We start from the raw sequence: 25,321 nt of genomic DNA, 5'->3' as shown, positions 1-25,321 counted from the left end.
CACTACTCTTTTACAGCACCGATCGTCAAGCCTTGTATAAAATAACGCTGGAAGAACGGATATGCGAATATAATCGGTCCAGTCGCAAGCACAACCATAGCCATCCGCGAAGTATCCTGCGGCAGCGATTGCAGCAAGCCTATGCCAACCGACGGGTTGCTCGTGTTCTGGAGCAGGAACTGCATGCTGTTCTCAATCCGCATCAACATCGATTGCAGCGGCACCAAGTTCGGCGTGTCGATGTACAGCAGTGCATTGAACCAATCATTCCAGTACCCCAAGGTACTGAATAACCCGATCGTCGCCAGCCCTGGCAGGGACAGCGGCAGCACGAGCTTGACGAAGATGCCGAATTCGCCGGCTCCGTCCATTTTGCCCGATTCAATAATGGCATCCGGTACGGATGTACTAAAGAAAGTACGCATAATCATGATATAGAAAGCGTTGCCCGCTAATGGCAGAACCAAAGCCCACAGGGAGTCCTTGAGCCCGAGCAATTGTGTCATGACAATATAAGTCGGCACAAGTCCACCGTTGAAAAGCATCGTAAAAAAGGCGAAAAAACCGAAGAAATTACGGAATTTAAAGCTTTTTCGGGAAATCGCGTAGGCGAACGTAGCGGTCAGAATCAAGCTGACAAGCGTACCTACGACCGTCACAAGGATTGTGACCCCATAGGACATCAGCAATTGATCGCCTGCTTTGAAGAGATAACGGTACGCTTCCAGGCTCCATTTTTCCGGGATGATGCGGTATCCGTTCGTATTCAGAGATTTCTCATCGGTGAATGAAATAATCGTCACAAATAGAAACGGGAACACACATGCAATGGTAAAAAGACCCGCGGCCAAATGAGCGAACATATTCAAAAGTGGCGGTAATTTATGAAAGTCTTGTTTTTTCATCGGTTTGACAGCATTCATAACCAGTTCCTCCTTTCCGCAATGCTAGATTAAAAGAGTGCATTATCTTTATCAAATTTTCTAACGACATAGTTCGAAGTCATCACGAGAATAAAGCCGATCACGGACTGATACAAACCAGCCGCTGTACTCATCCCGATTTCTCCCGTAGATTTAAGGCCGCGGTATACGTACGTATCGATAACATTGGTTACGGAGTATAACGTCCCCGAATCTCTAGGCACTTGCAGGAACAAGCCAAAGTCTGCATAAAAAATTCGTCCGATCGCCAGCAGCGTCAGAATCGTCATTAACGGTTTTAACATCGGGAAGGTAATGTTGCGGATCTGCTGCCATTTGCTCGCACCGTCAATCATGGCTGCTTCATATAGCGATTTATCGATCCCCATGATCGCCGCCAAATACACAACAGAGCTGTAACCGACTGATTTCCAGAGGTAAACGAGAATAATGATAAGCGGCCAATACGTCTTGTCGTTGTACCAACGAATCGGATCCACACCAAACCAGGGAAGTATATGATTAAGCATTCCTTTATCCACACTTAGGAAACTGAATACGAAATAGCCGACGATGACCCAAGATAAGAAATAGGGCATGAACATACCTGTTTGATAAAGCTTAGCAAGCTTTTTATTCGTAATTTCAGATAACACAATGGCGAGTCCAACAGACAGCACCAGACCTGCAATAATGAACACAATATTGTATAGCAGCGTGTTGCGCGTAATGATATAAGCGTCGTTCGTACTAAAAAGAAATTTAAAGTTCTGTAAGCCAACCCACTTGCTCTCCACAATACTTGCCCAAAAACCATCACGGCTGTAACGGTACTGCTTGAAAGCAATGACCATGCCTGCCATCGGTAAATACGAGAAGAACAGGAACCAAAGCGTTGCCGGTAATGCCATGAGCAGCAGCACTCTGCTTTGTTTAACATCTTTGAAAAAAGTTCCTATTCTGTTCATACAATCACCCCTTCGCTGATAACAAGACAAAGATCAGGTGAATGCAGAACATTCACCTCATCCTTAAACTTGTCTCTATTTTTTGTTAGCTGTTTTCCAAGCGTCAATTTGACTTTGTGCTTCCGTCATAATTTTATCCAGTCCTGCTGCTTTGAATTTCTCGTTTGCAAGTGGAATGTATTTATCCGGATCAACGGTACCCGTCATCAGTGTTGCCCAGAACTCTTCTTTCACGTTCTGTACAGCGGCGATTTCGTTGATGACTTTAGTTGGATCGAAGTTAAAGCCAAGCAGCGGAGCAGGTACGCCTGTATCGTTAAATTTCTTGAACTCTTCCCATTTGTTCTCAGGATCTTTCACATCTTTGTATGTCAAAAGTACATTACCAAGGGAGAACGTAGGCATATCATAGTTTTTGGATGCCGGTTGGTTTTCCATTTTGTCATTGCCGACTTTTTTGTAGTGTTCGCCTTCAATACCGGAATCGACCATGTTGCGAAGTACAGGATCTGTGTTGAGTAAGTTCAGGAATTCCATCGCTTTTTCCGGATATTTGGAGTTGGCCGAGATTGCTTGCATGGATCCCATAACGGACCAGTTATAAATTAAAGCAGGGCTTGCTGGTTTGGATACAACTGGGTATCCATAGCTTGCTGACCAAAGGTTGTCCGCGAAAGGTTGATTTGTCGCTTTATCGGAGAACCACTTGCCAGTCACTTGTACATCATTCAATGATGTCAGTGTGGACGCTTCCGTTGGGATGTAGCCGGCTTTGTAATATTTATTCATTGTTTTCAAAGCTTGTTTCATTTCCGGTGTATCTAGAATATTAACGACTTTCAAATCTTTATTGTCTACGCTAACAGCCATTGGCATTTTCTCAATGATGTAGTCATATGGCACATACGGCATATAGTTTTTATCAACAGCCAATCCGTAAGTGTTCGGCTCTTTGGCTTTAATCACTGAAAGCAGCGGCTCTAAGCTTTCCAGTGATTTCACGTTATCCAGACTAAGGTTATATTTATCAGCCAGGGTTTTGTTGAAACGCCATACGTCTTGTGCTGGCAGCTCTTTATTAGCTGGAACACCGTAATTATGTCCATCTACTTTGGAGCCGTTAAGGAAAGCAGGGTCCAATGCTTTGACTATGCCTTGTCCATTTTTTTGCAGCAGCTCGTCAATCGGCTTGAATGCGCCTTTACGCGCATTTTGCACATAATCAAATGCCCATGAAGACGTGAACATAATGTCCATAGGTGTGCCAGAAGCGGTCATAACTTGCATTTTTTGAGCATAATCGCCCCAATCCGTCATATTCATCTTCACCGTAACACCAATTTTCTCCGCGGTATACTTGCTGACTTCAGCCATAACGCGATCCACATCTTTCTGTGGCGTTCCGATTGTATACCAAATTAATTCAACGGGTTTATTCGCTGCCGCATTCCCTTTCGCATCGTCGGCATCTTTGCTGCCACAAGCGCTAAGCGTCAAGGAAACAGCTAACGTTAATCCTAGTGTAGTGACCAAGTTTTTTTTCATTTTTCTCATTTTTTGAGTCCTCCCTGGTGAATACTCGTTTTCTACGCCCGTAGGGGCTATATTTACAGTACTCCATGAAAGCAATTACAAATAGACGATAAACTAAATGAACCCTGTCTAAAATAAAGAAAAAAACGCTACCAAAGCATTTTCACACAAAAAAAGACTGCTTCTAAGTTTCCCTAGAGCAATCCACGATAATCCGTTGGCGAGATCCCGACATATTTTTTGAATTGTTTATAAAAATAACCCAATTCGGAGTAACCTACCTCTTTGGCAATCTGATGAACCTTCGCATGCGTTGTCTTGAGTAGTTCTTTCGCCTTCTCAACTCGGAAACGGTTCATATACTCCGTAAATGTCTCATTAATTTCTTTCTGAAACAATTGTCCTAAGTAAACAGGGTGGATGTGGTAGTGAGCACCCAGCATTTTGAGCGAGAGCTCCTCCGCATAGGACTGTTGAACATACTTCAACACCTGCTGCACAATCGGACTTCGAACGTCCGAAATCAAAAAGCCAATTGTCGTCTCGGCAATCTCCAGGATGGCAGCTTCCAGCTCTTCCAGCGCGACAGCCTCGCGAATCCGGTCAAAGGCAAGATGATACGCCTCCAGTTCTTCGGTATGGCGGATTGCTTTGATTTCCAACTTGAAATGAATGACCATCTCAAAGGCAATATTCTGAAAATCGCGCGGCGTAATTCCCGGCAAGGCTTGAATTCGCTTGAAGTCGCTATGAATGCAAGCACGAAGGTTTTCTATATCTTTGGCAATAATAAGCTTCGCATAAGCCGGCCAATCAATGATCGAGAAATCCACCTTGGGATTGTCTTGATGCATAGCCAACTCCTGATAATCAATCACAGGCAGCTCAGGATATATCCAGAAATATTCCTGTGCTTTTTTGGCGGCTTCATAGCTTTGTGCGACTCCATCCGGCAGGTGACCCACGGTCCCTATCGAGATGCGAACCGATTGGTCTTGAAGCGCGGTATGAAGCTGATGAAGCAAGGATATCAGTTCTTTTTTGCCCTCTTCAATGTGATCCATGAAGGCAAGCAGCAGGATATCTCCGTCCATATCGCGGAAAACTGTCACCCATTCGTAGGCATCCAGCCAGCCAGCGATAAATTCCAAGCCCTTATCTGCATCAACAGGCATTCGCAGAACGGCTGCGACCATATAGGCGCTTGCTAAGTTGATGCCTAGAATTTCTGCACGCTCATGGAACTCCAGTGGTGCAATCTGTTGCGTCAACCAACGATGCAGCGTGTTGTCCTTCAAAATTTGCTTGCTGTATGCCTGAACCAACTGTGTCTCGTTCATGCTATTCAGCTTCTCTACGGTATTTTGCAGCGACGCTTTGAGTTCTTGGATGTTAATAGGCTTGAGCAAGTAATTTTCGATGCCTAGTTGCATGCCCTCTTTCAAATATGAAAACTCATCGAATCCACTGAGCACGATCACTTTCAGTTCCGGGTGAACCGATCTTGCGTGCCGTATCAAATCCAGCCCATTCATAATCGGCATGGAGATGTCTGTCACCAAAATATCGACGGATGTTTCCTGCAAAGCGTCCAAAGCCTTCTGTCCATTGCTGGCATGCCCTACAATTTCCAATCCGACTTCCGCCCAATCAATAATGTCATACAACCCTTCGATAATGAAAGGTTCATCGTCCGCAAGAAAGACCCTAAACATCGTCCACCTCCACTCCACCGTCCATCGGCAACCAGATATCAATAGTCGTTCCTTGGCCTGGTTGGCTATGTAATTTCAAGCCGTATTCACTGCCGTACAGCAGTTTAAGCCGTTGATTGATGCTTCGCAATCCAAAAGACTCCCCTTCCAATTCCTCATGTTGCAGAAATAAAGTCAATTCATTGAGCCGCTGGGGCGAAATTCCGTTGCCGTTGTCTTCAATCTGCACATGTAGAAACGCCTCTACCTGCTTCACCCGGATGTGAAGCTGATTATCCGAGCTTTCGCTTCGCAAACCATGCACAATGTAATTCTCAATGATCGGTTGCAGCGACATTTTCATCACGCGCACAGACCCGAGCCGTCGATCCCAATCCATGGAATACGTAAATTTATCCTTATATCGAATTTGAAATAGTTCCAGATACAGACGACAGGCTTCCAACTCATGTTTGAGCGTATAGATTTTCTTCTGTTGGACAAAACTTCGGAACAGCGCCGATAAGCTGTAGATCATTTCCCCAACGTCATGTGCGCCTTGCGAAATTGCCCGCATCCGAATCACTTCCAGCGTATTGTAGAGGAAATGAGGATTCACCCTAGCTTGCAGTGCCGTCAGCTCCGTCTGTTTTTGCTTAATGTTTGCTTTATACACCCGATCAATATAGAGGTTCAATTCCTCAATCATCTCGTTAAAGCTCCGGGATATTTGCCCGATCTCATCCTCCCGCACATCGGGTATCCGTACACTAAGATCGCCTTGCTTCACCTTTCGCGTGAATCGGATGATTTGATTGGTCCGCTTGGCGACACTCATCACAACCAGGAACGGAATCAGGATAGCGAAAAAGATACATATCGCACTGATAAGGAAAATCGTACTGCCGATTTTCTTCGAGGAAGCATCCAGCTCTTTGCGGGGGATGATGCTGACCGTGCTGAAATTCCCCTTGCTTTGCGTAAGCTTCGTCACATAGTCGCCTTGGCTGGAACCACCATTCTCATACATCGCATTGATTTGATCCATATGTGGATAGATCTTCCCAACGTATTGATTCGAAGAATCGAACAGCACACCGCCGTCCGGGGCCAAGACAAGAATCATCCCTTTCAGCTCGTCCTTATCGTTCTGCAAAATCTTCCAAATCCCATCAGAACTAAAATAAACGACCTGCTGGCCAATCGTCTTCAGCGTTAACTTATCCGTGATTGGCGTTCGAATCGCATAAAGATTTTGATCCCATTGTCCGATCGCTTCACGCACCCAAATATTTGGCAGTTCCACACTCTTGCTTTCGAGAGCCATCACATCCGGGATATAAGAGCGTGCGCGATTGGTGGGAACGAGTTTCATCTGCCCATTTTGCCCCAGCGCATATAAAGTCTGCTGATCCTCGCTGTATAACAGCAAATTACTAATATCTTTGTTGTCTTCCACCTGATTTTTAAAATATTGCAGCCCATCATTCCACATGCTTTTGCCGCCTAAATTATACTGCTCCAAACTGTGTTGCACATATTCTTGAAAAGGATGTTGCAGCATAAAAGATACACCCGAGGCTAGCGAACTATCCCGATAGAGGCCAAACAGGATCGACTGGGCTGAATCATAATTTCCTCCCAAATAATTGTTAACGCTCGTCAGCGCTTTCTTCTGTATATCCAACTCTCTATTAATTGCTGCTTGAGACATCGAATAATACATAAAATAAGAAAACGAAATAATCGTTAAAACTGTAATCATCGAAAAGAGGAGCAGCAGCCTCATAAACAAATTATTTCGTAAATAATTCCGATATATCTTGCGCAACACCATCCAGTTATCATCTCCTGCTGTTAATCGGGTTCATTATAGCATAAAAATCTCGAGCTGATGAATTTCGTCCCACTCGCACAGAAACCTAAAAGATCTTTATTTCCGAGCGCTCTCTTCTCGATCCGTGACTCCCCGTTAGCGGACCTGATGTGTCTCATTTCTCTAATGCATTTAAGAAAATAACAAGGATGACGCCAGGCCAATTCAGGAAAAAGCAATTGTAACGAAAATGAACAAAGGAGCCCGCAAATGTGCATGGCTCCTTTGTTCATGTCTTGCTTAACTAAAGTTATGCTATCTACTTGAATAACAATTCGCGGACCCCTTTTGCCGTCACGGCCAGGCTGCCCTCGGGAATCGGATGGATGCTATCCGGTACCCATTGATGAAACTGTTCAGGATTGTGCTGTAAAATCGCATTCCATTGTTCATAATGATCGATCAAAGGCAAACTCCGTTCCTTGGCAACCAAACGGTATACATCGTAGTAATCATTAAAAATTGGTCTTGAATCCAGCGAAACTCCTACAGGAGGATTCATGGTCATTAGTACGATTTCGCTGGTAGAATTAATTTCAAGAATTTGGTTAATCATAGATTCCAAACGGGTTCTACATTGATCAATAGTCGTTTCATACGGCAAATAAGCGTCGTTGATGGCAAATTCGATAAAAACCAAATCGGGCTTATAAGCGAGCACCTTTTCCGACAAGTTGTCGATCGCCCACTGTGACCACATGGCGGCTTTCGCGCTGTTGATGACTGTAGCAAGTCCAGGATATCGTTCCTGTAGCTGAGCAATCAAATCCTCCACCCAGGCTGATCCATCAGTCAAGCTCGTTCCATATGTGACGATACACTGGCTTTTGCCAGCTTCAAGATTAGCAATCGTCTTCAAAGCATGCATGTATAAAACTCCTTTGTTCTACGAATTTTTCAACCGATTACATCAACGGCAGTCGGCTCACATCATACCCGGTAATGGCAAGCTTCTCATTCGCTAGCACCTGCCCATTCACCTCCATATAGCGGATTCCTTCGCTGATCGGGCTATATTCACAAGCAAGTGTTATGCCTTCTGACTGATACGTTGTACGTCTCAGCACTGTACGACGAGAATGCGGGCTTGACAAGTTTTTATCTTCAATCTGCGCTTGACTAGCCCTCTCACGAAACGCTTCAAAGCCCCCAGACTCGTCTTCGCTCGAAACTTGAACGACGAAACCGTTACCCGTTAACACGAATGTTTTCGGATCAAAATCCCGGGCGTCGCCCTCGTAATTATAGAAGGACAACGCCAGATAACCGTTCACTCGTTCTACACGGACGGCCGCCTGTCTGCCATGATTGGTAAGCAGCAGCGGATGAAATGCCATAAATACGGCGCCGTCTTTGACATAGACCGGACAAGGCTCCAGACTTTCTCCCGTCAACTCTTCCAGCTTCCGATCGCCTAGCCAGATTTCATCAGGCTCGCTGTAGGGGCATGGCATAAGGACGGTCAGCTTCAGGCTCGTCACCTGCAATCGGCCAAATCGCTTAGGCTTATAAAGCACCATAGCTGTCTGCTTGTGCTGGAAAGCCAGCTTCCGTCCTTCATCCCACAACGAATACTCCGGCGAAGTGCACGACATCCGTTCATACGTATTCGTCTGGCCGGGCTTTTTCTCATTCACGGTAAACTTGGCGTATACCGCTCGGGCATTGCGCAGCGAAGGCTGTGCATGAGGATTACGGCGCAGCAGCAAGTGAAAAGAGTCGGTTTGCACCCCGTTATGAAACTCATGCGTCGATGTACCCAGCGCGTAATCTTCCGTCATATAGGTCGTATTGCTGCCAACACCTGCTGGATATTCGACCATGTCATCCGCTAATACCGGGTCCTGAGGAGATTCCCATGCGTGTTCATCCGAAGAGGAAGAGAATTCCACTGTGCCCGTAACTTCGTATGGATAAGTCTTGTTCAACGCATGTTCAACAATCTCTACCGGGCAATGGAAGGCCGTATTCACAATACTTGCAACAGCCATATGTTGAAACGCCATATTATGATGGATCTCGAATCCCTCCACGCCATCTTTGGAAGCAAATAATGTATTGTAAGGATTGACAGGCATCAGATCGCCAAGCACCGTATAGATCGCTGCTTGCTGCGTATGTCCCGTGGAATCAGCCGTATAAGCACGAGAATAGGGTCCTGCTATTTGAGAAGTAGAGGGATGCCAGCGGGCGAATTGATCGGCCCAGATGCGTTCCTCGCATTGCAAGGCAATTTCTCTTAACTCCGCATCGTCCACTAAATTTGCGATATCCGCCAATGTTTCAAGCTGAATCACCGTATAGGTAGGGCTGTTAAATTCGCTGACAAAGCCCCTGCGAGTAAGCATTTGTTTTAATTGATGCAAGCGTTTGATGCCAATTTCGATCATATCAGGTCGCGAAAGAAGCTTGCCGCCAAGCAGCGTCGTGAAGGTGCTCATACAAGGAAAATTGTCATTGACGCCAACAAAGTCCATCTCTTCCAAGGCGCATTCGTCGATGGATTCCTCCACATATGCGTACAGCCTACTTCTTGCTCCGTCGGTTAGCATCCAATCGTATTTCATAACAATTTGTATCGCGATCTTAGGAGCAAAATGGCAGTGTTGATATTGGCTTAACTCAATAATGGCGTTTCCGATCAGGCAAGCGCGCTCCGATCCCTCAGCCAGAAATGCGTACGCAAACCATAATTTCTCCCTGATTCCAGCGATTGGCTCCATGCCATTATACTGGCCTTCCGCATTGAAATCGTGCAAATGATAGTGGACGAGCAGACCTAGGATCTGGTCTGCTCTCTCCTTTTGTCCTTGTAAGTCATAATATGCCTTTGCCATGTATACACCTTCCTCTATCCATTAACAGACACAAGCGCGGAATTAACATCTGCTTTAATGTTCCAATCCCTCAGTCAGCATGAGCAGCGTCATGGATTGGCCGTAAGGCATCGGGCAAATTGGAATGTCGCGATATTCCTGAAGCGTGCGCCCCATTCCTGTGCCGTAGGAAACGCCGTTCACGACGCCTTCCGCATCAATTTGAGATACGACAGCGGCATACGCTTTGGAGCCGACTTCTCTGTAGGACTCAGGCAGGTAGCCCTTTCTTACCGCCTTCAAGATGCCGTAGGCAAAAGCAGCCGTGGCCGATGTTTCCGTATAGGAGTTCGGATCGTCGAGAAGCGTGTGCCACATGCCGTCGGCAGCTTGCAACTCGGCAAGCTTCGCCGCTTGCTGCTCCAACGCGGAGAGAAGCAAGCGCTCCACTGGCTTCGGAAGCTCCACCATTTCCAAATAATCGACGAGCCCAGCCGTGTACCAGGAATTACCGCGCGCCCATAGCGCTTCGGCAAAGTGATGACGGCCATTAAAGGTCCAACCGTGGAATAGCAGTCCTGTGCGGCGGTCGGTCAAATATTTGAGATGCATCAGGAATTGATATACACTTTCGTCGATAAAAGATTGCTCATTCAGCAGCAGCCCCATACGGCAAACGAACAAGACGGTCATGTACAGCGTGTCATCCCACACTTCGCCTTCATTTAATTGACCCGAAACGACGTGTTGGATACCGCCTTCTTCTGTCCTCGGCATATCCTTCACTACATACTCAGCCCATTCACGGCAAAGCGCCATGTAGTCGGCACGCTGCGTCTCCTCAGCTAGAAAGCTTAAAGTCAGCATCGGACACATGGTATTTACATTTTTGGAAGGCAATCCTTCGGCAATTCTGCGATCAAACCAGTCGATCAAATACTGCTTGATATCTTGTCTGGCTGTCTTGCGATAGTATAAATAGAGCGAGAATAAACCTACACCCTGCGGCCACTCCCAGTTCTCCATCGAAATAATGCCGATCGGGCACGTTTCTTCCACAGCACCACCTTGTAAATGCTTGAGCTGCCCAATAACTTTCTCAATAATTGCGTGCGTTTCCATTTTGTTAAGTTCAATTGTTGTATGCATTAAGCTTCACCGCTTTCTATTTTATGGGGATCGACAACCAGCTCTGCCAGTTTCGTGTCTCCTTCAAACAATGCTGCACTTCTGATCTCCATGTAACTTTCTCGTGGAACTTCTCCGTCTTTATAGGAAGCCTCTACAAGGCTTAATCGCTCTGCAACTGCCGTTGCTTCATTTAAGTTGCTTATACCTTCCGCATAATAAATCACCCAGCCTGCTTCCAACCTTGACTGTTGCAGCAGCTTCGTTTCTCCTGCATAGAGCATCTGTCTTAATCGAAGCGTATCGCCGTCCACAACAGGATGAAGATCAGGTACTTGGCGAGCAGTTTCGCTATATGCAATACCCTGCAGCGGTGCAATCAATACGGCCGAATGCGGATATTGAAGGATCGTCCATTGCCGTCCATCAGCACCAGCAACCGTGTGTACTTCACCTGTCCAGCGATGCACAATCCACTCATCGGCAAGCTCGCTTACTTCGTTATGAATTCGGCTCATGCTGCGCACAACCAATACCGCATGGTTCTGCTGAGCCGACCTGAGCTGGGTATCTGGGTACCACGATTCCTTGAACAACGCTGGACCTAAATACGCTGTCTGGTAATCCGCCGGATGCGTTCTTACACGTTCACCGTCATGCGCATTCCAGCGCAGATAAGAAACCTGGTGACCTTCCACCGCCAGCGATACTGGATACGATTGCCAAGCCAGGCCCCAAGTTGGCCATTGATAGGATCCGGCGATGACCGGGAATCGATCAACACTACCAAGTCGCCCTGTAACGCCGATCCAGGTGTTTGCACAGCTCGAATCCATGATTCGTTCTGCATGGGTTCGTGGGATCGGCATCTTCGAGACCTCGCTCTCTTTCTGCAGCTCCTCCTCAAACAGCAGATAAGACAAACCGTTCCATAGACTTCCGCCTGTCTCCGCTTCCATCGAGGATCGCATTCCTAGCCCGGCGATCCTCCACATTAGACTGCTCGGATGCAGCTCACCTTGCGTATTATAACTACGGATCGCAGGAACAAATTCGAACCCCTCATGAAAACGAACATAATTCACTAAGCCTTCCATCACGGATTGAATTCTCTCCTGCAACTCGCGGTTATCAACTTGCAATGAAACACTTGCAATTCGCAATGCATTTAAGGTGATCTGAATATAAATTAGGCTGATGTTCTCTCCCCAGCCCCATCCTCTTCGTTGCGTGTAATCGAGCCATTGCTCGAAGAAAGCTACGCCTGCTTGAACGCAATGTGGCAAGCGACGAATTCGCGCAATCGCCAGCAACAGCGCGCCGTCGCTCACGATTTTATTCGTATAATAGAAAATCGGATCCTTTAGCTCATGCTCAAACCAGGCAGCGCCGTGATCCATCATTTGATCCAGAAGCTCCCGATGAGCCGCAGGCACACGTTCTTCCAAGTAAAGCCTTAGCACAACAAGCGGCATGAGAATAAAGAAAGCTGCATTCGAATCGTTGACCCGCGTCTCTTCCCGATACCAGCGGAAGGCTCCATAATGCGTACTCTGCTTATCCGTAAATTGCAATTCTGCAAGTGCTTGAAGAATTTGCAAACCTTGATTCTCATCCAGCACGCCTAAAGCTGTACCAACAACATAATGAGCTGCAGTTGTTCTACCGCAATGCGCTTCTTGGGCCTTGGAAGCTTCAGCCGTATGTCCCGGCTTACCAGTGTTCACTAGACCGTCCTCTACCTTCAGTTTGCTGCCATACTGCTCCCACATTTCCCGCCAAACCTGATCTGTTAGGATGTTCATGTTTAGGTTTCTCCTCTCCAATCCTGTTAATAATTGCTTCCTACTGCATCTGGTAACCATTTTTAAGCGAGAGATCTTGGCAGCACATCCCTATGACATATCTGACTCGCCATACGTGGCGCAAAAAAGTGGATAGAAGTCATAAGACTTCTATCCGGTTTGCCGTTGCTGAACTACTGTATCAAACGTTTCAATGCCAGTGACCATGAAGATACTTTACCTATGAACAAAGTGTTTCCGTCATTTTGTAAACGGCCTCCGTCCAATGGAATTCAGGACAAAGGCCGCTTAGTTGATTTTATTATTTAAATTGTTTGCTTTGCTTACTTCTTATTTGCCGCTACCCAAGCGTCAATTTGCTTCTGCTTCTCAGCAATGATTTTATCCATGCCTGCCGCTTTCAGCTCTTTATTCATCGTAGCCAGTGTACTGTCTACATCCATCATGCCGTAAGCCAAGCCGAGGAGATATTTATCTGTAACGGTTTTAGCCTGTGCAAGCTCTGCTTTGACTGGCTCTGCATCGAAGGAGAAGCCCATAATTCTGGAAGCCTTCGCGCTTTTGTTTAGTTGATCTGTCTTTTGTGGAATATCCGCTGCAACACCTGGCAACAGATAAGCATTCAACTGGTTACCCAGCATCCAGGCCACGTTCGTCGCGTATCCGGAATCTGGAATCACTTCGATTGAATTATCTCCTGTTTTCTTGTAGTTCTTGCCTTCAAGACCATAAAGGACCATGTTGTACAGCTGCTTGTCGGTGTTCATCAACTCCAGGAACATCATAGCCCGGTCCGGATTTTTGGACGTGCGGCTGATCGCCTGCATCGTGCCAGTTACGGAACCTGTGGTAACTAAAGGATCCGTCATAGTCCCAAACACTGCTTCGTAATTGTAGCGAGCTTTATTTTCAGCTTCTACGCCAGGTTTATACGTACCGAGACCGGAGGAAAGAATTTTGCCGCTTTTGGAAAGCTCAGTTGGGTCTTTCACCAAAGCCAGATCTTTATTGATATAGCCCTTCTCCGACCAGTTTTTCATCAATTTCACGAAGTTCACGAACGCCGGATGTTCGAATTGATTGATGACTTTATAATCGGAACCAACTGCTTCAATCGCTCCTGGTGATGCATCTGAGCCTAACGTTTCCAATTTCATATAATTCATGACATCAATAGTCGGAAGAGAATTTCCAGGGTTAAAAATGAATTTGTCTGCGCCTTCGCCGGCCTTCATTTTGGCGAAAGCTGGCTCCAGATCTTCCATTTTCTTAATCGCGTTGACGTCGATGCTATATTTATCGGCGATATCTTTCCTAAAATTAAAGGCAGACTGACGAGCTGCGATTTGATAGTTAGGGAATCCGTACACTTTATTGTTGACTTTCATCGCGTTCCAGAAGCTAGGTGGAATTTGGGCATACGCTTTCGGCGCATATTTCGTCAGCAATTCGTCCATCGGTAGGAAGGCGCCTTTGGCAACATTATCATAAAACTGGTAACCTGCGGCAGTGAACATCAGATCGAATTCCTCACCCGCAGCAATCATCAACTTCGTCTTCTCCAGATAAGCTGCAGCTTCAATAAACTGAATATCAAGCGTGGCATTAATCTTTTCTTTCAAAATCTTGTTAACCTCGGCTAATACCGCTTCTCCTTCTTTTTGCGCTGGAATGCGAAGCACCCACTTGAGCTTAACCGGCGCTAGAGCTGCTGCAGTCGACGTCGCTGCAACTTTAGTAGACGAAGACGGCGTAGTCGTCGCTTCACTATTACTATCCTTTGCACAACCCACCAAGCTAGTTGCTGCTACCATTACTACTGTCATCATCGTCAGTGTTTTCAACATCTTCATCCTGAACAACTCCCCTGTTTTTTATGATATCGATTTACGAGATCAAACTGTTCATATTACCCTTTGACTGCTCCAGCTGTAATGCCTCTGACAAAATATTTTTGAAAAAAAGGAAATACGAACATCATCGGACCCGCTGCAATGACGGCCATCGCCATTTTCGCGCTGTCGGAAGGGAATTCTTGAGACCCGAGGCTTAACCCATTTTGTGCGTCTTTCATCATGATTTCGGCATTTTGCAAAATTTTATACAACATAAACTGCAGCATAAATTTGCTCTCTGTGTCAATGTAGATCATCGAACGAGTCCACTCGTTCCAGTAGCCAAGCGTCATCATCAAGCCAATTGTTGCGAGCGCCGGCTTGGACATGGGGAGAACAATTTGCCAGAAAATGCGCATCTCACTGCATCCGTCGATACTCGCCGACTCCAGCACTTCCTGCGGCAAATCGAAGAAAAATGTACGCAGCAGGATGATATTCCATGCGGAGATGAGACCTGGAAGAATGAGTATCCAGTAGGTGTCCTTAAGAAAATAATATTTAGTATAAACAATATAACTTGGAATCAATCCCGCATTGAACAGCATCGAGAAGAATACCAGAAAGCCGATTACGCCAGCAAGTTTATACTCCTTACGCGAAAGTGCATAAGCAATCATCGCTGTTAACAGCAATCCTACAACAGTTCCGACAACCGTGACGAACAACGTCGTGCCATAGGAGTTAAGAATAAGCTTAGGCGATTGGAAAATAAATCGAAATGCGGCTGAACTCCAGATGCTTGGGAACAGACTGTACCCGTGTTCCACTATACTTTTCGCATCGCTGACGGAGATCACCACCACTAGCAGCATTGGTATGATGCAACTTAACGCCAGCAGTGTAAATACGATGTGTGTAATCCAGTTGTTTAGGCGTAGTCCACGCTTTTTTACTGCTGTTTTCATTCTCTTTTCCCCTTTCTAGAACATGGCCCTGTCCCGGCCATATCTGTACCGGATGAAAAAGTTGGCGCCTAATACAAGTGCGAATCCGGCGATCGATTGAAATAAACCTGCTGCAGCGCCCATTCCTAAATCTGCCGCCCCGCGCAACGCGCTGTATACATAGGTATCCAGAACTGACGAGACATTCAGCAGCGATGGTGATTCCAAAGGTACCAGGAAGAACTGCCCGAAATCCGCATTGAAAATTCGCCCCAACGCACCTAGTAAATTAATCAGAATAATGGGCCGCAAAGCCGGAATTGTAATTTTCATCGCCATCTGAAACCTGCTCGCTCCGTCGATGGAAGCCGCTTCATAATACGCGGGATCTATAGATAAGATGTAAGCGTAATTCAGCAGCACGGCATAGCCCATCGTTTTCCAAAAGTGTAAAACAACATGAATCCAGAACCAGTATTGCGGCTCAAAATACCATTCCACTCCCGAGAATCCCAACTCATGCAAAATGATGTTCACTAGCCCTTTGCTGTTATCCAGCAGGGCAACCACAATATAAGTAACAATTGTCCAAGAAAGAAAATACGGCAAAAATATGGCGGTTTGATACACTTTCAAGATTTTCCTGCTTAGTACTTCATTTAACAGAATCGCCAGCAGGACACTTCCGCCAATTCCCGTAATAATAAAAACGGCGTTATAGATAAGCGTGTTTTTGAGTGCCAGCAAGGCATCGGACGTTGAAAAAATAAACGTAAAGTTTTTAAGTCCGACCCAGGGGCTGCCAAAAATACCATCGACAAAATTGTAGTTTTTAAAAGCAAGCACAGCACCAGGCATCGGTACAAAATTAAAAATAATTAGAAGTATCAATGCTGGAAGCGCTAACAATGTAAAGTCTACATTTTTTCTCAGGGCACTTTTACGAGACACCTTTTTCACACTCGGCACCGTTTTGGATATTGTGGTCGTTTTCATTTGTTACACCTCCTCCTCGTCTTCTATGCTGTTTCTCTGCAAATTGATTATCTCGTCTCGTGCTCAATCCTACTACTGTTCAATTCCATATTCTTGTTTTGACGACTGTACGATTTAAAGAAAACTGTCTATTTCCACAAAAAAAAGAAAAACAACACCTTTTGAGTGTCATTTCTCCAGTTTGTTCATGATTTCTATGTCTACGCGATAGGCTTTAGGCGTGGTGCCGAACCTGCGTTTAAACAGTTTATAAAAGCTGCTTTCATTGTTGAATCCGGTTCTCTCCATAATCTCGGTGATGCTGAGCTCCGTCGCAAGCAGCAACTCGGCTGACTTGTCCAGCCGAACATTATGAATAAAGTCCATGACAGACCAACCGACCGATTCCTTAAAGATGGTGCCCAGATAGCCTTGGGACAGCTTGAACTCTACCGCGATGCCTTTCAGGCTCAGATCTTCTGTAAAATGATCCTGAACGTAGCGTTTAATCGATTCAACCAAGGCATCGTGCCGCGTCTCCACAAGCGGTTTCTGATCCGCAATTTTCATGATATCCTCATAAAATTTGCTCTTGAGATCATCGATGGATTCAAAAGCAGCCATCCGCATGTAAAAATCTTTCATGGAGATTGGAATTTTCTCAATTCTCGTTTTGTTTAGAATATCGAACGCCTTGCCCAGCGCCAATGAAAAGCGGGTCATGGACAGCATGAAGCTTTCGATATCTCCTTTGGACGACACTTCAATGAACTGATCGAACAGTGATTTGGCTTCATCCCCGTCTCCTGCGCGAATCGACTCCAAGATTCGTTCTTCCAGCTTCTCGTCATAGGTAACCGTCATTTGCTCATGAAGATCCAAAACAGCAGGATCCAGAATCGCTTCACGGCTGTAGATCACGCTATATTTCAGCAAAAGTGAAGCCGTTCGGTACGAATGAATGAGCGCTTCCACACCTTGCACATACCCGCCGAGGAAGGCGGAGAGAGTAATGCCGGTATACCCTTTCACTGTGTTTTGAAGTAATCTAATCTTCTCTTCCCATCCGATGTCGGGCTTTCCATCTGGGAGGAAGACAAGCAAAATAAACTGCCCTTCCCCGATATAGATGGCCTTTGCCGTTTGGCCCGAATCAAGAACCTCCTCGGCTACATTCATCATAATAAACCGATAAGCCTTTTTCCGGTCGGGGTCCATGGTCTCGAACTGCTCCCGCCGATCAATCTTCAGCAGAGTAAGCATCATTTTGCGATCAAGCATATTGCCGAACACAGAAGAAAATTCGCCAGTCAGCTGATTAGCAATGGAGTTATTCTCCATCAACACAGCTTTAATGTAGTTTTCCAGCAAAATTGTGTCCGCTGACTGTTTATAGCTGTTATAGTCGTTCAGCAAGCCTTTATTTTTTTGAAACACATCCGAAAGAAGCTTGACCTCGTCGATGAGCGGTCCCTTATTCTCGTTTTTGCCCCTAGGACCGATGACTTCGCGAAACACTCGTCCGAAGGGGAGATAGATGCGATAAGCGATGAAGCCTGCTGCAGCGAGAGCAAAAAGCGCTATACCCAGCGTAATCTGCAACACGACTTTCCGCACGAATTGCAGCGATTGGTACAGAAACTCATTGGATTCTTCTACCACCAGTACCCAGTTGGTTTCGGGCATCCAGAGATAGGTGATGATTTTTTGATCCTTCTTCGCTCCCGTCTCAAAGCTGCCCGCTTCTTGATTCGTCTCCATAATTTTGTGAACTAGCTCGGTGTTGAGCACGTCCAGATTGCGAATTTGCTGGGAATCGTCAATAAATGTTCGGCTCGTTTTATCAATAATGTAAGCTTTATTATTCTGACCTTTAAGCTTGCTTAACGTGTCGCATAACCAAGCCGCGTCAATATTTACGCCGAGCGCTTTGGATAATTTGTTGTCACTGTCGGTTTGAAAATAAAAATACGTAAACACCGTGGCGCTAGTGTTATAAGCCTCTAGAGGAAGCACTCTGGGTATCGGTGTCAACACTGATGTGTTCCTGAAGTTTTGAATCGCGTTTACAAAGAAAGAATCCTTATATACCATTGAACCAAGCGTTGAATAGTAATTTCCGGTGGTTCCGCTGTAGAGCGTATCCGAGTGAAAGATAGGATTAATTTCAAACGATTTTCTGATTAACTCCATGTACCCAAACATTTCGAAGTAATCGAGTTTCTTCTTCTCAAATAATGCTGCGAGAGCAGGATCGTCTAGCTGACGGAACGTGAACGCTTTCACATCTTCATTCATTCGCTTGATGGTATTACTGATAATGCGTAGCTCCTTGCTGTTCTCATCATAGGTCCGCTGCTTAACGATGCCTTCAAAACTTTTGAATGCCGTTATGGAGAACCCCCCTAGCACGACCAGGAGCAGCAGTGAAAGCAATACTACGATGTTAACGAACGTCCGGCTGATACTCCACCTAAACATGTCATGCATTCTCCCCTTAACCCATCATGTACTAGCTCGCCAGCATACAGGGCAGAATTGTTGAGTTTCATTATACAATCATGGCAATGCACATGGCTACAAAATTCTCACACACTCTGTCAGCATCAAGTTCGTCAACGCCTGACCGTAATGGGACATATTTCTCGAGATAGGCACAAATAAAATACACTTAATTAGGGCTTGCTGAACAAACAGAAATCCTTAATCCACTAAGAATTTAAAGCGTTTTCGTCATCACTTTAAGGTATACCAGGTGCCCGCCGTATAAGTGACATCCTTATCATACCAAGCCGCGCCGGACTTCATGTACGCAATTTCCCAATTGTTCCATCGTTCAAAACATTCATAAGGTCATGAACATAATTGTATCGGATGTTCGTATTTTTGTGTACCTATGAAGCAAAGAGGTTCCAGCTCCTTCAGTGCATACGCTGCTGACACAATCAACTTAGCGAGAACAACTGCGATAACACTTTTTTGCCTATTTCCATTGTTCACTAACATCCTATTACCTCCAAATCAATTTGATTTGACTGACTAAGGTGCAGGATAAATAAACGCAAAGGGAACCGATAATAGCTATCAATTCCCTCTGCGTTCACAATGATATTGCTCTTCCACTCATTTTCATTGACCGCGGCTATAAGATCATCACTCAAAGAGTCTTAATTGCACCGATCATTACATACAGTTCACCGTTAGTAATTGCAAGCTCTTGTTCATTTTCTTCCAAATATTGGTCTTGGCTAGGCTGCCTTCCGCTAGAGGATGGATGCAGTATGGAACCCAATGATGGAATTGCTTTGGAACTTCGTTCAAGACTATTACGATAAACAATCTTTGATTGCTTTTGCTACAATCTCAGCCTGAGCCTTCTTCCCTTCCTCGTTGTAATGATACCCATCTGCCACCCGGTATTCGCTTCTTCCATACATCGGTGTATATAAATCATTCATAGAAAGGTTATATTGTTCGGCAATTCGCTTAACAACCTTATTTCTGTCCTCAACCTGCCCATTTAATTGCGCTTCAATCACTGTTGGATTTCCAGCTTCCGTCATTGGGGTCGAATTCGCAATAATGAATGTAGTGGATTGCGCGATCTCGAGGACATGACGAATCAATTTGTTAAAATAATCTTCATATTGGCATGCTGATAAATGCCAGCCATGTAAGCCATTGTTAATATGGATAACGTCGTAATGAAAGTCTTCCCGATGCTGGATCATATAGTCAATCTCTTTCAGTAGAGACGGATTATCCATTGCTTTTGAAGTGGCCACCATTTCAACATATGTTTGGTTTTGGAGAAGCTCATTCACATAAGACCGATAGCCCTTTGTAATCGAATCTCCTACTAATAAAACTCTCTTCAGATCATGGTTATCAGCTTGTTCCCACCAATGTTCACACCATTCAAAACGTTCCAATTGTGTCACCATATAACGATCTCTTCCCCTTTCTTGATATCCAATTCTATCCGTGTATAGACTCCTTCTGTTGTTAGAAGGCTAGATACTTACCGTCCGCCCCTCGATCTTCGACTTTTTGATATACATCTGTTCGTCCGATATGCCAAGAAATCCCCATATCCGACCGCGAATAGATATTAGCCCCGAGCAGTCCGTTTCCTGTAAGAGCTCCTTCTCCCCACGACTTTGGCAGTTGATTCCAAAATAAGTCGCATTGACTCAACCTCTCTTCCCATCTTGGAACAATTTCAAATGACATATTTTCCACCTCATGAATATATGTTTCTTTTCCCAAACGCCGAATTTTCGCCAGAATAGGCCTTATAAATTAATACAGGCACCAGTCCTGATTGGTCTGCTGCCTGTATTTCTACTACGTTGGGTACTTATTGACCGTACAAGCTCAACTCACCGATGATCACGTTTCATTTTGAATGCCTTTGTCAATGTTATGTTTGCAACATTTCCATTTATCCGCAATATCAGCAGCGAACTGACGAGTGCACGGATTGAAACCTTCTTCATTTTCTCAAGATGTGCAAATTGATTGTCTCGCCTTGCGCCCAATCGCACAACTATTCAATTCCATTTTCTTGTTTTAACGACTGTACGATTTAAAGAAAACTATCCATAATCACAAAAAAAGAGAAACAACACCGTCTGAGTGTCATTTCTCCCGCTTGTTCATGATGTCTATATCTACGCGATAGGCTTTAGTAGTGGTGCCGAACCTGCGTTTAAACAGTTTATAGAAGCTGCTTTCATTGTTGAAGCCGGTTCTCTCCATAATCTCGGTGATGCTGAGCTCCGTCGCAAGCAGCAGCTCGGCTGAGACTTTTCGTTAACGTTTAGAGATGGATCTACTTTCATTTGAGTTCCCTCTCTTCTTTGAATGGAAAGTTTCGGTTATTTCCCCCTTTTGCAGCTTTTTATATTCCAATTTTTAGTGGAATACATACATAACAAAATAAACCCGCACTATTTTGCACGGGTTTTACAAAGTAAGAACGAATTTTGATATCTTTTCAATCCGAACTCAATGCACCAACCGCCCATCCCGAAACCTCACAACCCGCTTCGCCTGCTCTGCAACCTGCCGGTCATGCGTAATCACAATAATCGTCCGCCCTTGATCATTCAACCGTGTGAAAATTTCCATAATCTCCGCGCCCGTCTTCGAATCTAGCGCCCCCGTCGGCTCATCTGCCAGAATGATCGGCGGATCGCCCGCCAACGTTCGCGCAATTGCTACGCGCTGCTGCTGCCCGCCGGACAACTCCGAAGGCATGTGCTTCCTTCGATCCAGCAAATCCACCGCTTCCAGCGCTTGCATGACCAGCGGCTCCCGTTGCTTCCTCGTCATTCCCCTATAAATCAGCGGAAGCTCCACATTCTCATATGCACTCAATCTCGGTAGCAGATTAAAACTCTGGAAAACAAACCCGATCTTCCGATTCCGTATCTCTGCCAGCTGTGAGTCCTTCAACGAGTGAATCTGCTCCCCATCAAGGGTGTAGCCCCCTTCGTCCGACACATCCAAACACCCGATGATGTTCATCAACGTGGATTTCCCGGATCCCGACGGTCCCATAATAGCAACATACTCACCATGCGCGATATCCAGCGAAATGTCATCCAACGCCCGTATGGTCTCGCCGCCCATGTGATAAAATTTACTCACATTCTCAATCTGAATTAAGGCTGTCATTGTCTTCGCCTCCATTATTTGATGCCAAATAAATGAAGTCTGCGATTCAATTCCCTTTTACCGCTTCGCCTTATAAAATTCATGATAAAGCTTCATTAACGCACGTTTCTCAATCCGCGACACATACGAACGCGAAATACCCAACTCCTTCGCAATCTCCCGCTGCGTCCTCTCTTCGCCACCCAGCTCCAACCCGAACCTTCCGACTACGACTTCTTTCTCACGGTCGTCCAAAATTTCCAGATTTCTGTAAATTTTGGACTTTTCGATTTTCAGTTGAACCGCATCCACCACATCATCCGCCTCACTGCCGAGTATGTCGATGAGCGTAATTTCATTCCCCTCTTTGTCCGTTCCGATCGGGTCATGCAAGGACACATCTTTCCGCGTTTTCTTCAAGGAGCGCAGATGCATCAGGATCTCATTCTCAATACAACGTGCAGCAAATGTCGCCAGCTTTGTCCCTTTGTTTGGGGAGAAGGATTCGATAGCTTTGATTAGACCGATCGTCCCGATGGAGATCAGATCTTCCAAATCTTCTCCTGTGTTGTCGAATTTTTTTACTATATGGGCAACTAATCTTAAATTGTGTTCGATTAACTTATTTCTGGAATGCTCATTACCTTCAGCCATTTGCCGCAGATGCTTTTCTTCTTCTTCCTCGGTGAGTGGTTGTGGAAACGCGTTGTTCTTGACGTAGGACACAAGCAATGTGAGCTGCTTTATCAACATGGCAATAGTACCAAACAATCCTGGCATTCCAGCTACCCCCTTGAGCGTATTGCGGAGCATGTTGGCTTCGGTAGCCTCCGCTATTTAGATTAGTATTAGTCTATGTGGGTGTAAGCCTAGAAGTGCATGTACGTAATAACTTACTTGAATATGACATTCGAATTCCATTCGAGGGTTGACCTGACTCGATTTATTCAACCTTTTGCAGAATAACCTTGGCACCCAACACAACACAAAAAGACACCTCCAAGGGTGTCTTACCTTCCAAACCGCTAATTGCGAAGTACCACAAAATTTTGAGCTATCTGTTGCAGCAATTATTCTATAAGTTCCATACTTAAGGATTCAGAGCACTGTCTAATTGTCAAAATTAAATCAATAATACTGAGCTCATCGTCATTATCTACATCTATCAGCTCGATGAGTTCACAATTTATTGATAGGACGTAATCATTTTGCGTGCCATCCTGGGCAGTTACTGTAATTTGAATCAGTTGCTCGCCGCGGCAGCCGACGACTTTTAACAAAGCTGGGTGTATAAAAAAATAAGCCCCCTTATTAGGAGGCTTATCTAACAAACTAATTACTCATTCATCGACGATATCATACTCAATATGAATGTCATATCTTCCCGATCGATCCTACCGTCGAAATTGAAGTCTCGTGTTGAATTTTCAGAAAGAATAAAAGTGACAATTTCATCAATTTGAATATGACCATCCTCATCACTATCCAGTAAATCATAGGTAGAACTAAGAATGACAGCAAAGCTTGTTTCTGTGGAAATGGTTCCCTTGCTAGCGATAAGTGTATACATGCCGGCTTCTGTATTTTCTGGCAATACAAACCTCGAATCAGAGAATGTTCCATTAGTGACTGTAATATCATTTAAGGTTGTTAAAACACTGCCATCTGGGGCCAAAATTGTAATCGTCAAATCATTTAGATTGGTTGTCCCTCTTAACTTAAGTACACCACCTTGTACTTGAGTAGAAATCGGACCTACTTCAATCTGCGGCGCATCCGACGTGATCGTGACTACTTTCTTCCCAACAACGCCTGAGCCGTCATTTGCTCTTGCTTCAACCGTAACCATTCCGATTCCAGTTGCTGTTAACAAACCACTTTGGCTTATTGTTGCTGTTCCTGCATGCCCATTTTCGTTTCCATACACATGCCATGTCACTGAAGAGTTAGTCACATTCAAGGGTAATACGGATGCTTCCATTTGCAGCGTACCCCCTATAACGATCGCATCTCTGTTAGATGCTCCTTTTACTGAGATACTAGTAGTCATAACTGGTGCTTCTGGTATCGGTGTAATTGTGATAGCTGCGGTGCCTTTTATACCTGAACCATCAGTAGCTGCCGCAGTAACCGTAACTATACCTGGTTCAATTGCAGTTAACACGCCAAAATCACTTATGGTTGCAGCACCCGAATTGTCATACACGCTCCATGTCACTGATGAGTTAGTCGCGTTTCCAGGTACTACAGTTGCTATCATTTGCAGCGTATTCCCTTCAACTACTGATGTTAAGTAGCCTGCTCCTTTAACTTCAATGTAACTAACCGGAATCGCTGTAATCGATATTGTCGTGCTTCCTTTGGTTCCTGATCCATCGACTGCTGCTGCAATGACCGTGACTGTTCCGATTTGCGTAGCTGTTAATAACCCCGTCGTGTTTATCGTAGCGCTACCTGTATTTGTGACCACACTCCAAGTTACCTCGGTATTTGCTGCATTCTCTGGCCATACAGAAGCGCTCATCTGCAGAGAGCTTCCATTGGTTAAAGTTGTTGCATTGCCTGCTCCAGTCACAACTATACTAGTGACCGGTATCGCTGTGATTGTAAAATTCTTCGTTCCTACAATACCGGAATTATCTTTGGCTGTGGCTTTGACTACGACATTACCAACCGATGTTCCCGTCAGTAAACCCAGCTGGTTAATCGTTGCACTTCCTGAACCTTGTTCTACGCTCCATGTTACGGAAGCATTCGTTGCGTTCTCGGGTGATACTGATGCAGTCATTTGCAGTGGGCTACCATACGTAATACTTGTAACATTGTTTGCACTTTTCACGATGATCTCTGTTACAGGTACCGCTGCGATTGTGATGCTTTTCATTCCCACTATGCCGGAATTGTCTTTGGCTGTGGCTTTGACGGTGACGTTCCCTACCGCTGTCCCCGTCAGTAAACCAAGCTGGTTAATCGTTGCATTTCCTGTACCTTGATCTACATTCCATGTTACGGAGGCATTCGTTGCGTCTCCTGGTAATACTTTCGCACCCATTTGAAGCGTACTTCCATTTGGAATGCTGCTAACATTGTTTTCACTCGTCACTTCAATACTTGTAACCAGTACCGGTGCAATCGTAATGCTCATAGTCCCCACTATGCC

General features: G+C 45.3%; 20 protein-coding genes. All 20 read right to left on the bottom strand.

Annotated features, from left to right (window positions below; translation table 11 throughout):
* Positions 1–2 precede the first annotated feature (2 nt).
* On the bottom strand, positions 3–923 hold the full coding sequence (locus AC58QG_RS14745) for a carbohydrate ABC transporter permease (protein ID WP_497362883.1): 921 nt from the start codon (positions 921–923) through the stop codon (positions 3–5).
* Positions 924–952: 29 nt separating this feature from the next.
* Positions 953–1,891: an ABC transporter permease gene (locus AC58QG_RS14740; RefSeq protein WP_028553304.1), complete on the bottom strand. Its 939-nt coding sequence runs from the start codon at positions 1,889–1,891 to the stop codon at positions 953–955.
* A gap of 75 nt (positions 1,892–1,966) precedes the next feature.
* Complete coding sequence (locus AC58QG_RS14735) at positions 1,967–3,445, bottom strand: ABC transporter substrate-binding protein (RefSeq protein ID WP_497362882.1); 1,479 nt, start codon at positions 3,443–3,445, stop codon at positions 1,967–1,969.
* Between the two features lie 173 nt (positions 3,446–3,618).
* Positions 3,619–5,139, bottom strand: a complete 1,521-nt coding sequence (locus tag AC58QG_RS14730) for a response regulator (protein WP_497362881.1) — start codon at positions 5,137–5,139, stop codon at positions 3,619–3,621.
* On the bottom strand, positions 5,132–6,883 hold the full coding sequence (locus AC58QG_RS14725) for a sensor histidine kinase (RefSeq protein WP_497362880.1): 1,752 nt from the start codon (positions 6,881–6,883) through the stop codon (positions 5,132–5,134). The genes AC58QG_RS14730 and AC58QG_RS14725 overlap by 8 nt, the downstream gene beginning before the upstream one ends.
* A gap of 370 nt (positions 6,884–7,253) precedes the next feature.
* Complete coding sequence (locus tag AC58QG_RS14720; RefSeq protein ID WP_497362879.1) at positions 7,254–7,862, bottom strand: SGNH/GDSL hydrolase family protein; 609 nt, start codon at positions 7,860–7,862, stop codon at positions 7,254–7,256.
* A 37-nt stretch (positions 7,863–7,899) separates the two neighbouring features.
* Positions 7,900–9,831: a DUF8769 domain-containing protein gene (locus AC58QG_RS14715; protein ID WP_497362878.1), complete on the bottom strand. Its 1,932-nt coding sequence runs from the start codon at positions 9,829–9,831 to the stop codon at positions 7,900–7,902.
* A 54-nt stretch (positions 9,832–9,885) separates the two neighbouring features.
* Positions 9,886–10,959, bottom strand: coding sequence for a beta-galactosidase BglB (gene bglB, locus AC58QG_RS14710; protein ID WP_497362877.1), 1,074 nt, complete (start codon positions 10,957–10,959; stop codon positions 9,886–9,888).
* Complete coding sequence (locus AC58QG_RS14705) at positions 10,959–12,743, bottom strand: hypothetical protein (protein ID WP_497362876.1); 1,785 nt, start codon at positions 12,741–12,743, stop codon at positions 10,959–10,961. The genes bglB and AC58QG_RS14705 overlap by 1 nt, the downstream gene beginning before the upstream one ends.
* Before the next feature lie 323 nt (positions 12,744–13,066).
* The gene (locus AC58QG_RS14700) at positions 13,067–14,596 is read right to left on the bottom strand and encodes an ABC transporter substrate-binding protein (RefSeq protein ID WP_497362875.1); all 1,530 of its coding nucleotides are present in this window, start codon (positions 14,594–14,596) and stop codon (positions 13,067–13,069) included.
* 56 nt (positions 14,597–14,652) lie between these two features.
* Positions 14,653–15,546: a carbohydrate ABC transporter permease gene (locus AC58QG_RS14695; protein ID WP_497362874.1), complete on the bottom strand. Its 894-nt coding sequence runs from the start codon at positions 15,544–15,546 to the stop codon at positions 14,653–14,655.
* Between the two features lie 15 nt (positions 15,547–15,561).
* Positions 15,562–16,521, bottom strand: a complete 960-nt coding sequence (locus AC58QG_RS14690; protein ID WP_497362873.1) for an ABC transporter permease subunit — start codon at positions 16,519–16,521, stop codon at positions 15,562–15,564.
* A 168-nt stretch (positions 16,522–16,689) separates the two neighbouring features.
* Complete coding sequence (locus AC58QG_RS14685; RefSeq protein WP_497362872.1) at positions 16,690–18,981, bottom strand: helix-turn-helix domain-containing protein; 2,292 nt, start codon at positions 18,979–18,981, stop codon at positions 16,690–16,692.
* A gap of 845 nt (positions 18,982–19,826) precedes the next feature.
* Positions 19,827–20,444, bottom strand: a complete 618-nt coding sequence (locus AC58QG_RS14680; RefSeq protein ID WP_497362871.1) for an SGNH/GDSL hydrolase family protein — start codon at positions 20,442–20,444, stop codon at positions 19,827–19,829.
* Positions 20,445–20,505: 61 nt separating this feature from the next.
* A complete protein-coding gene (locus AC58QG_RS14675; protein WP_497362870.1) occupies positions 20,506–20,733 on the bottom strand; it encodes a hypothetical protein in 228 nt (75 codons plus the stop codon).
* Between the two features lie 408 nt (positions 20,734–21,141).
* Positions 21,142–21,261: a hypothetical protein gene (locus AC58QG_RS14670; protein ID WP_497362869.1), complete on the bottom strand. Its 120-nt coding sequence runs from the start codon at positions 21,259–21,261 to the stop codon at positions 21,142–21,144.
* A 249-nt stretch (positions 21,262–21,510) separates the two neighbouring features.
* Entirely contained in the window at positions 21,511–22,182 is a 672-nt protein-coding gene (locus AC58QG_RS14665) for an ABC transporter ATP-binding protein (RefSeq protein WP_497362868.1), read from the bottom strand.
* A gap of 57 nt (positions 22,183–22,239) precedes the next feature.
* Entirely contained in the window at positions 22,240–22,941 is a 702-nt protein-coding gene (gene sigK / locus AC58QG_RS14660; RefSeq protein ID WP_497348859.1) for an RNA polymerase sporulation sigma factor SigK, read from the bottom strand.
* A 290-nt stretch (positions 22,942–23,231) separates the two neighbouring features.
* Positions 23,232–23,492 carry a hypothetical protein gene (locus AC58QG_RS14655; RefSeq protein ID WP_497362867.1) on the bottom strand — a complete coding sequence of 87 codons (261 nt, stop codon included), beginning with the start codon at positions 23,490–23,492 and terminating at the stop codon, positions 23,232–23,234.
* Between the two features lie 5 nt (positions 23,493–23,497).
* Positions 23,498–25,321, bottom strand: a 1,824-nt coding sequence (locus tag AC58QG_RS14650; RefSeq protein ID WP_497362866.1) for an Ig-like domain-containing protein, incomplete at its 5' end; no start/stop codon positions are given.

Source organism: Paenibacillus sp. J22P169 (assembly GCF_059691995.1).
The sequence above is the reverse complement of the archived record's forward strand: the minus strand, read 5'-3'. Positions and strand labels throughout refer to the sequence as shown.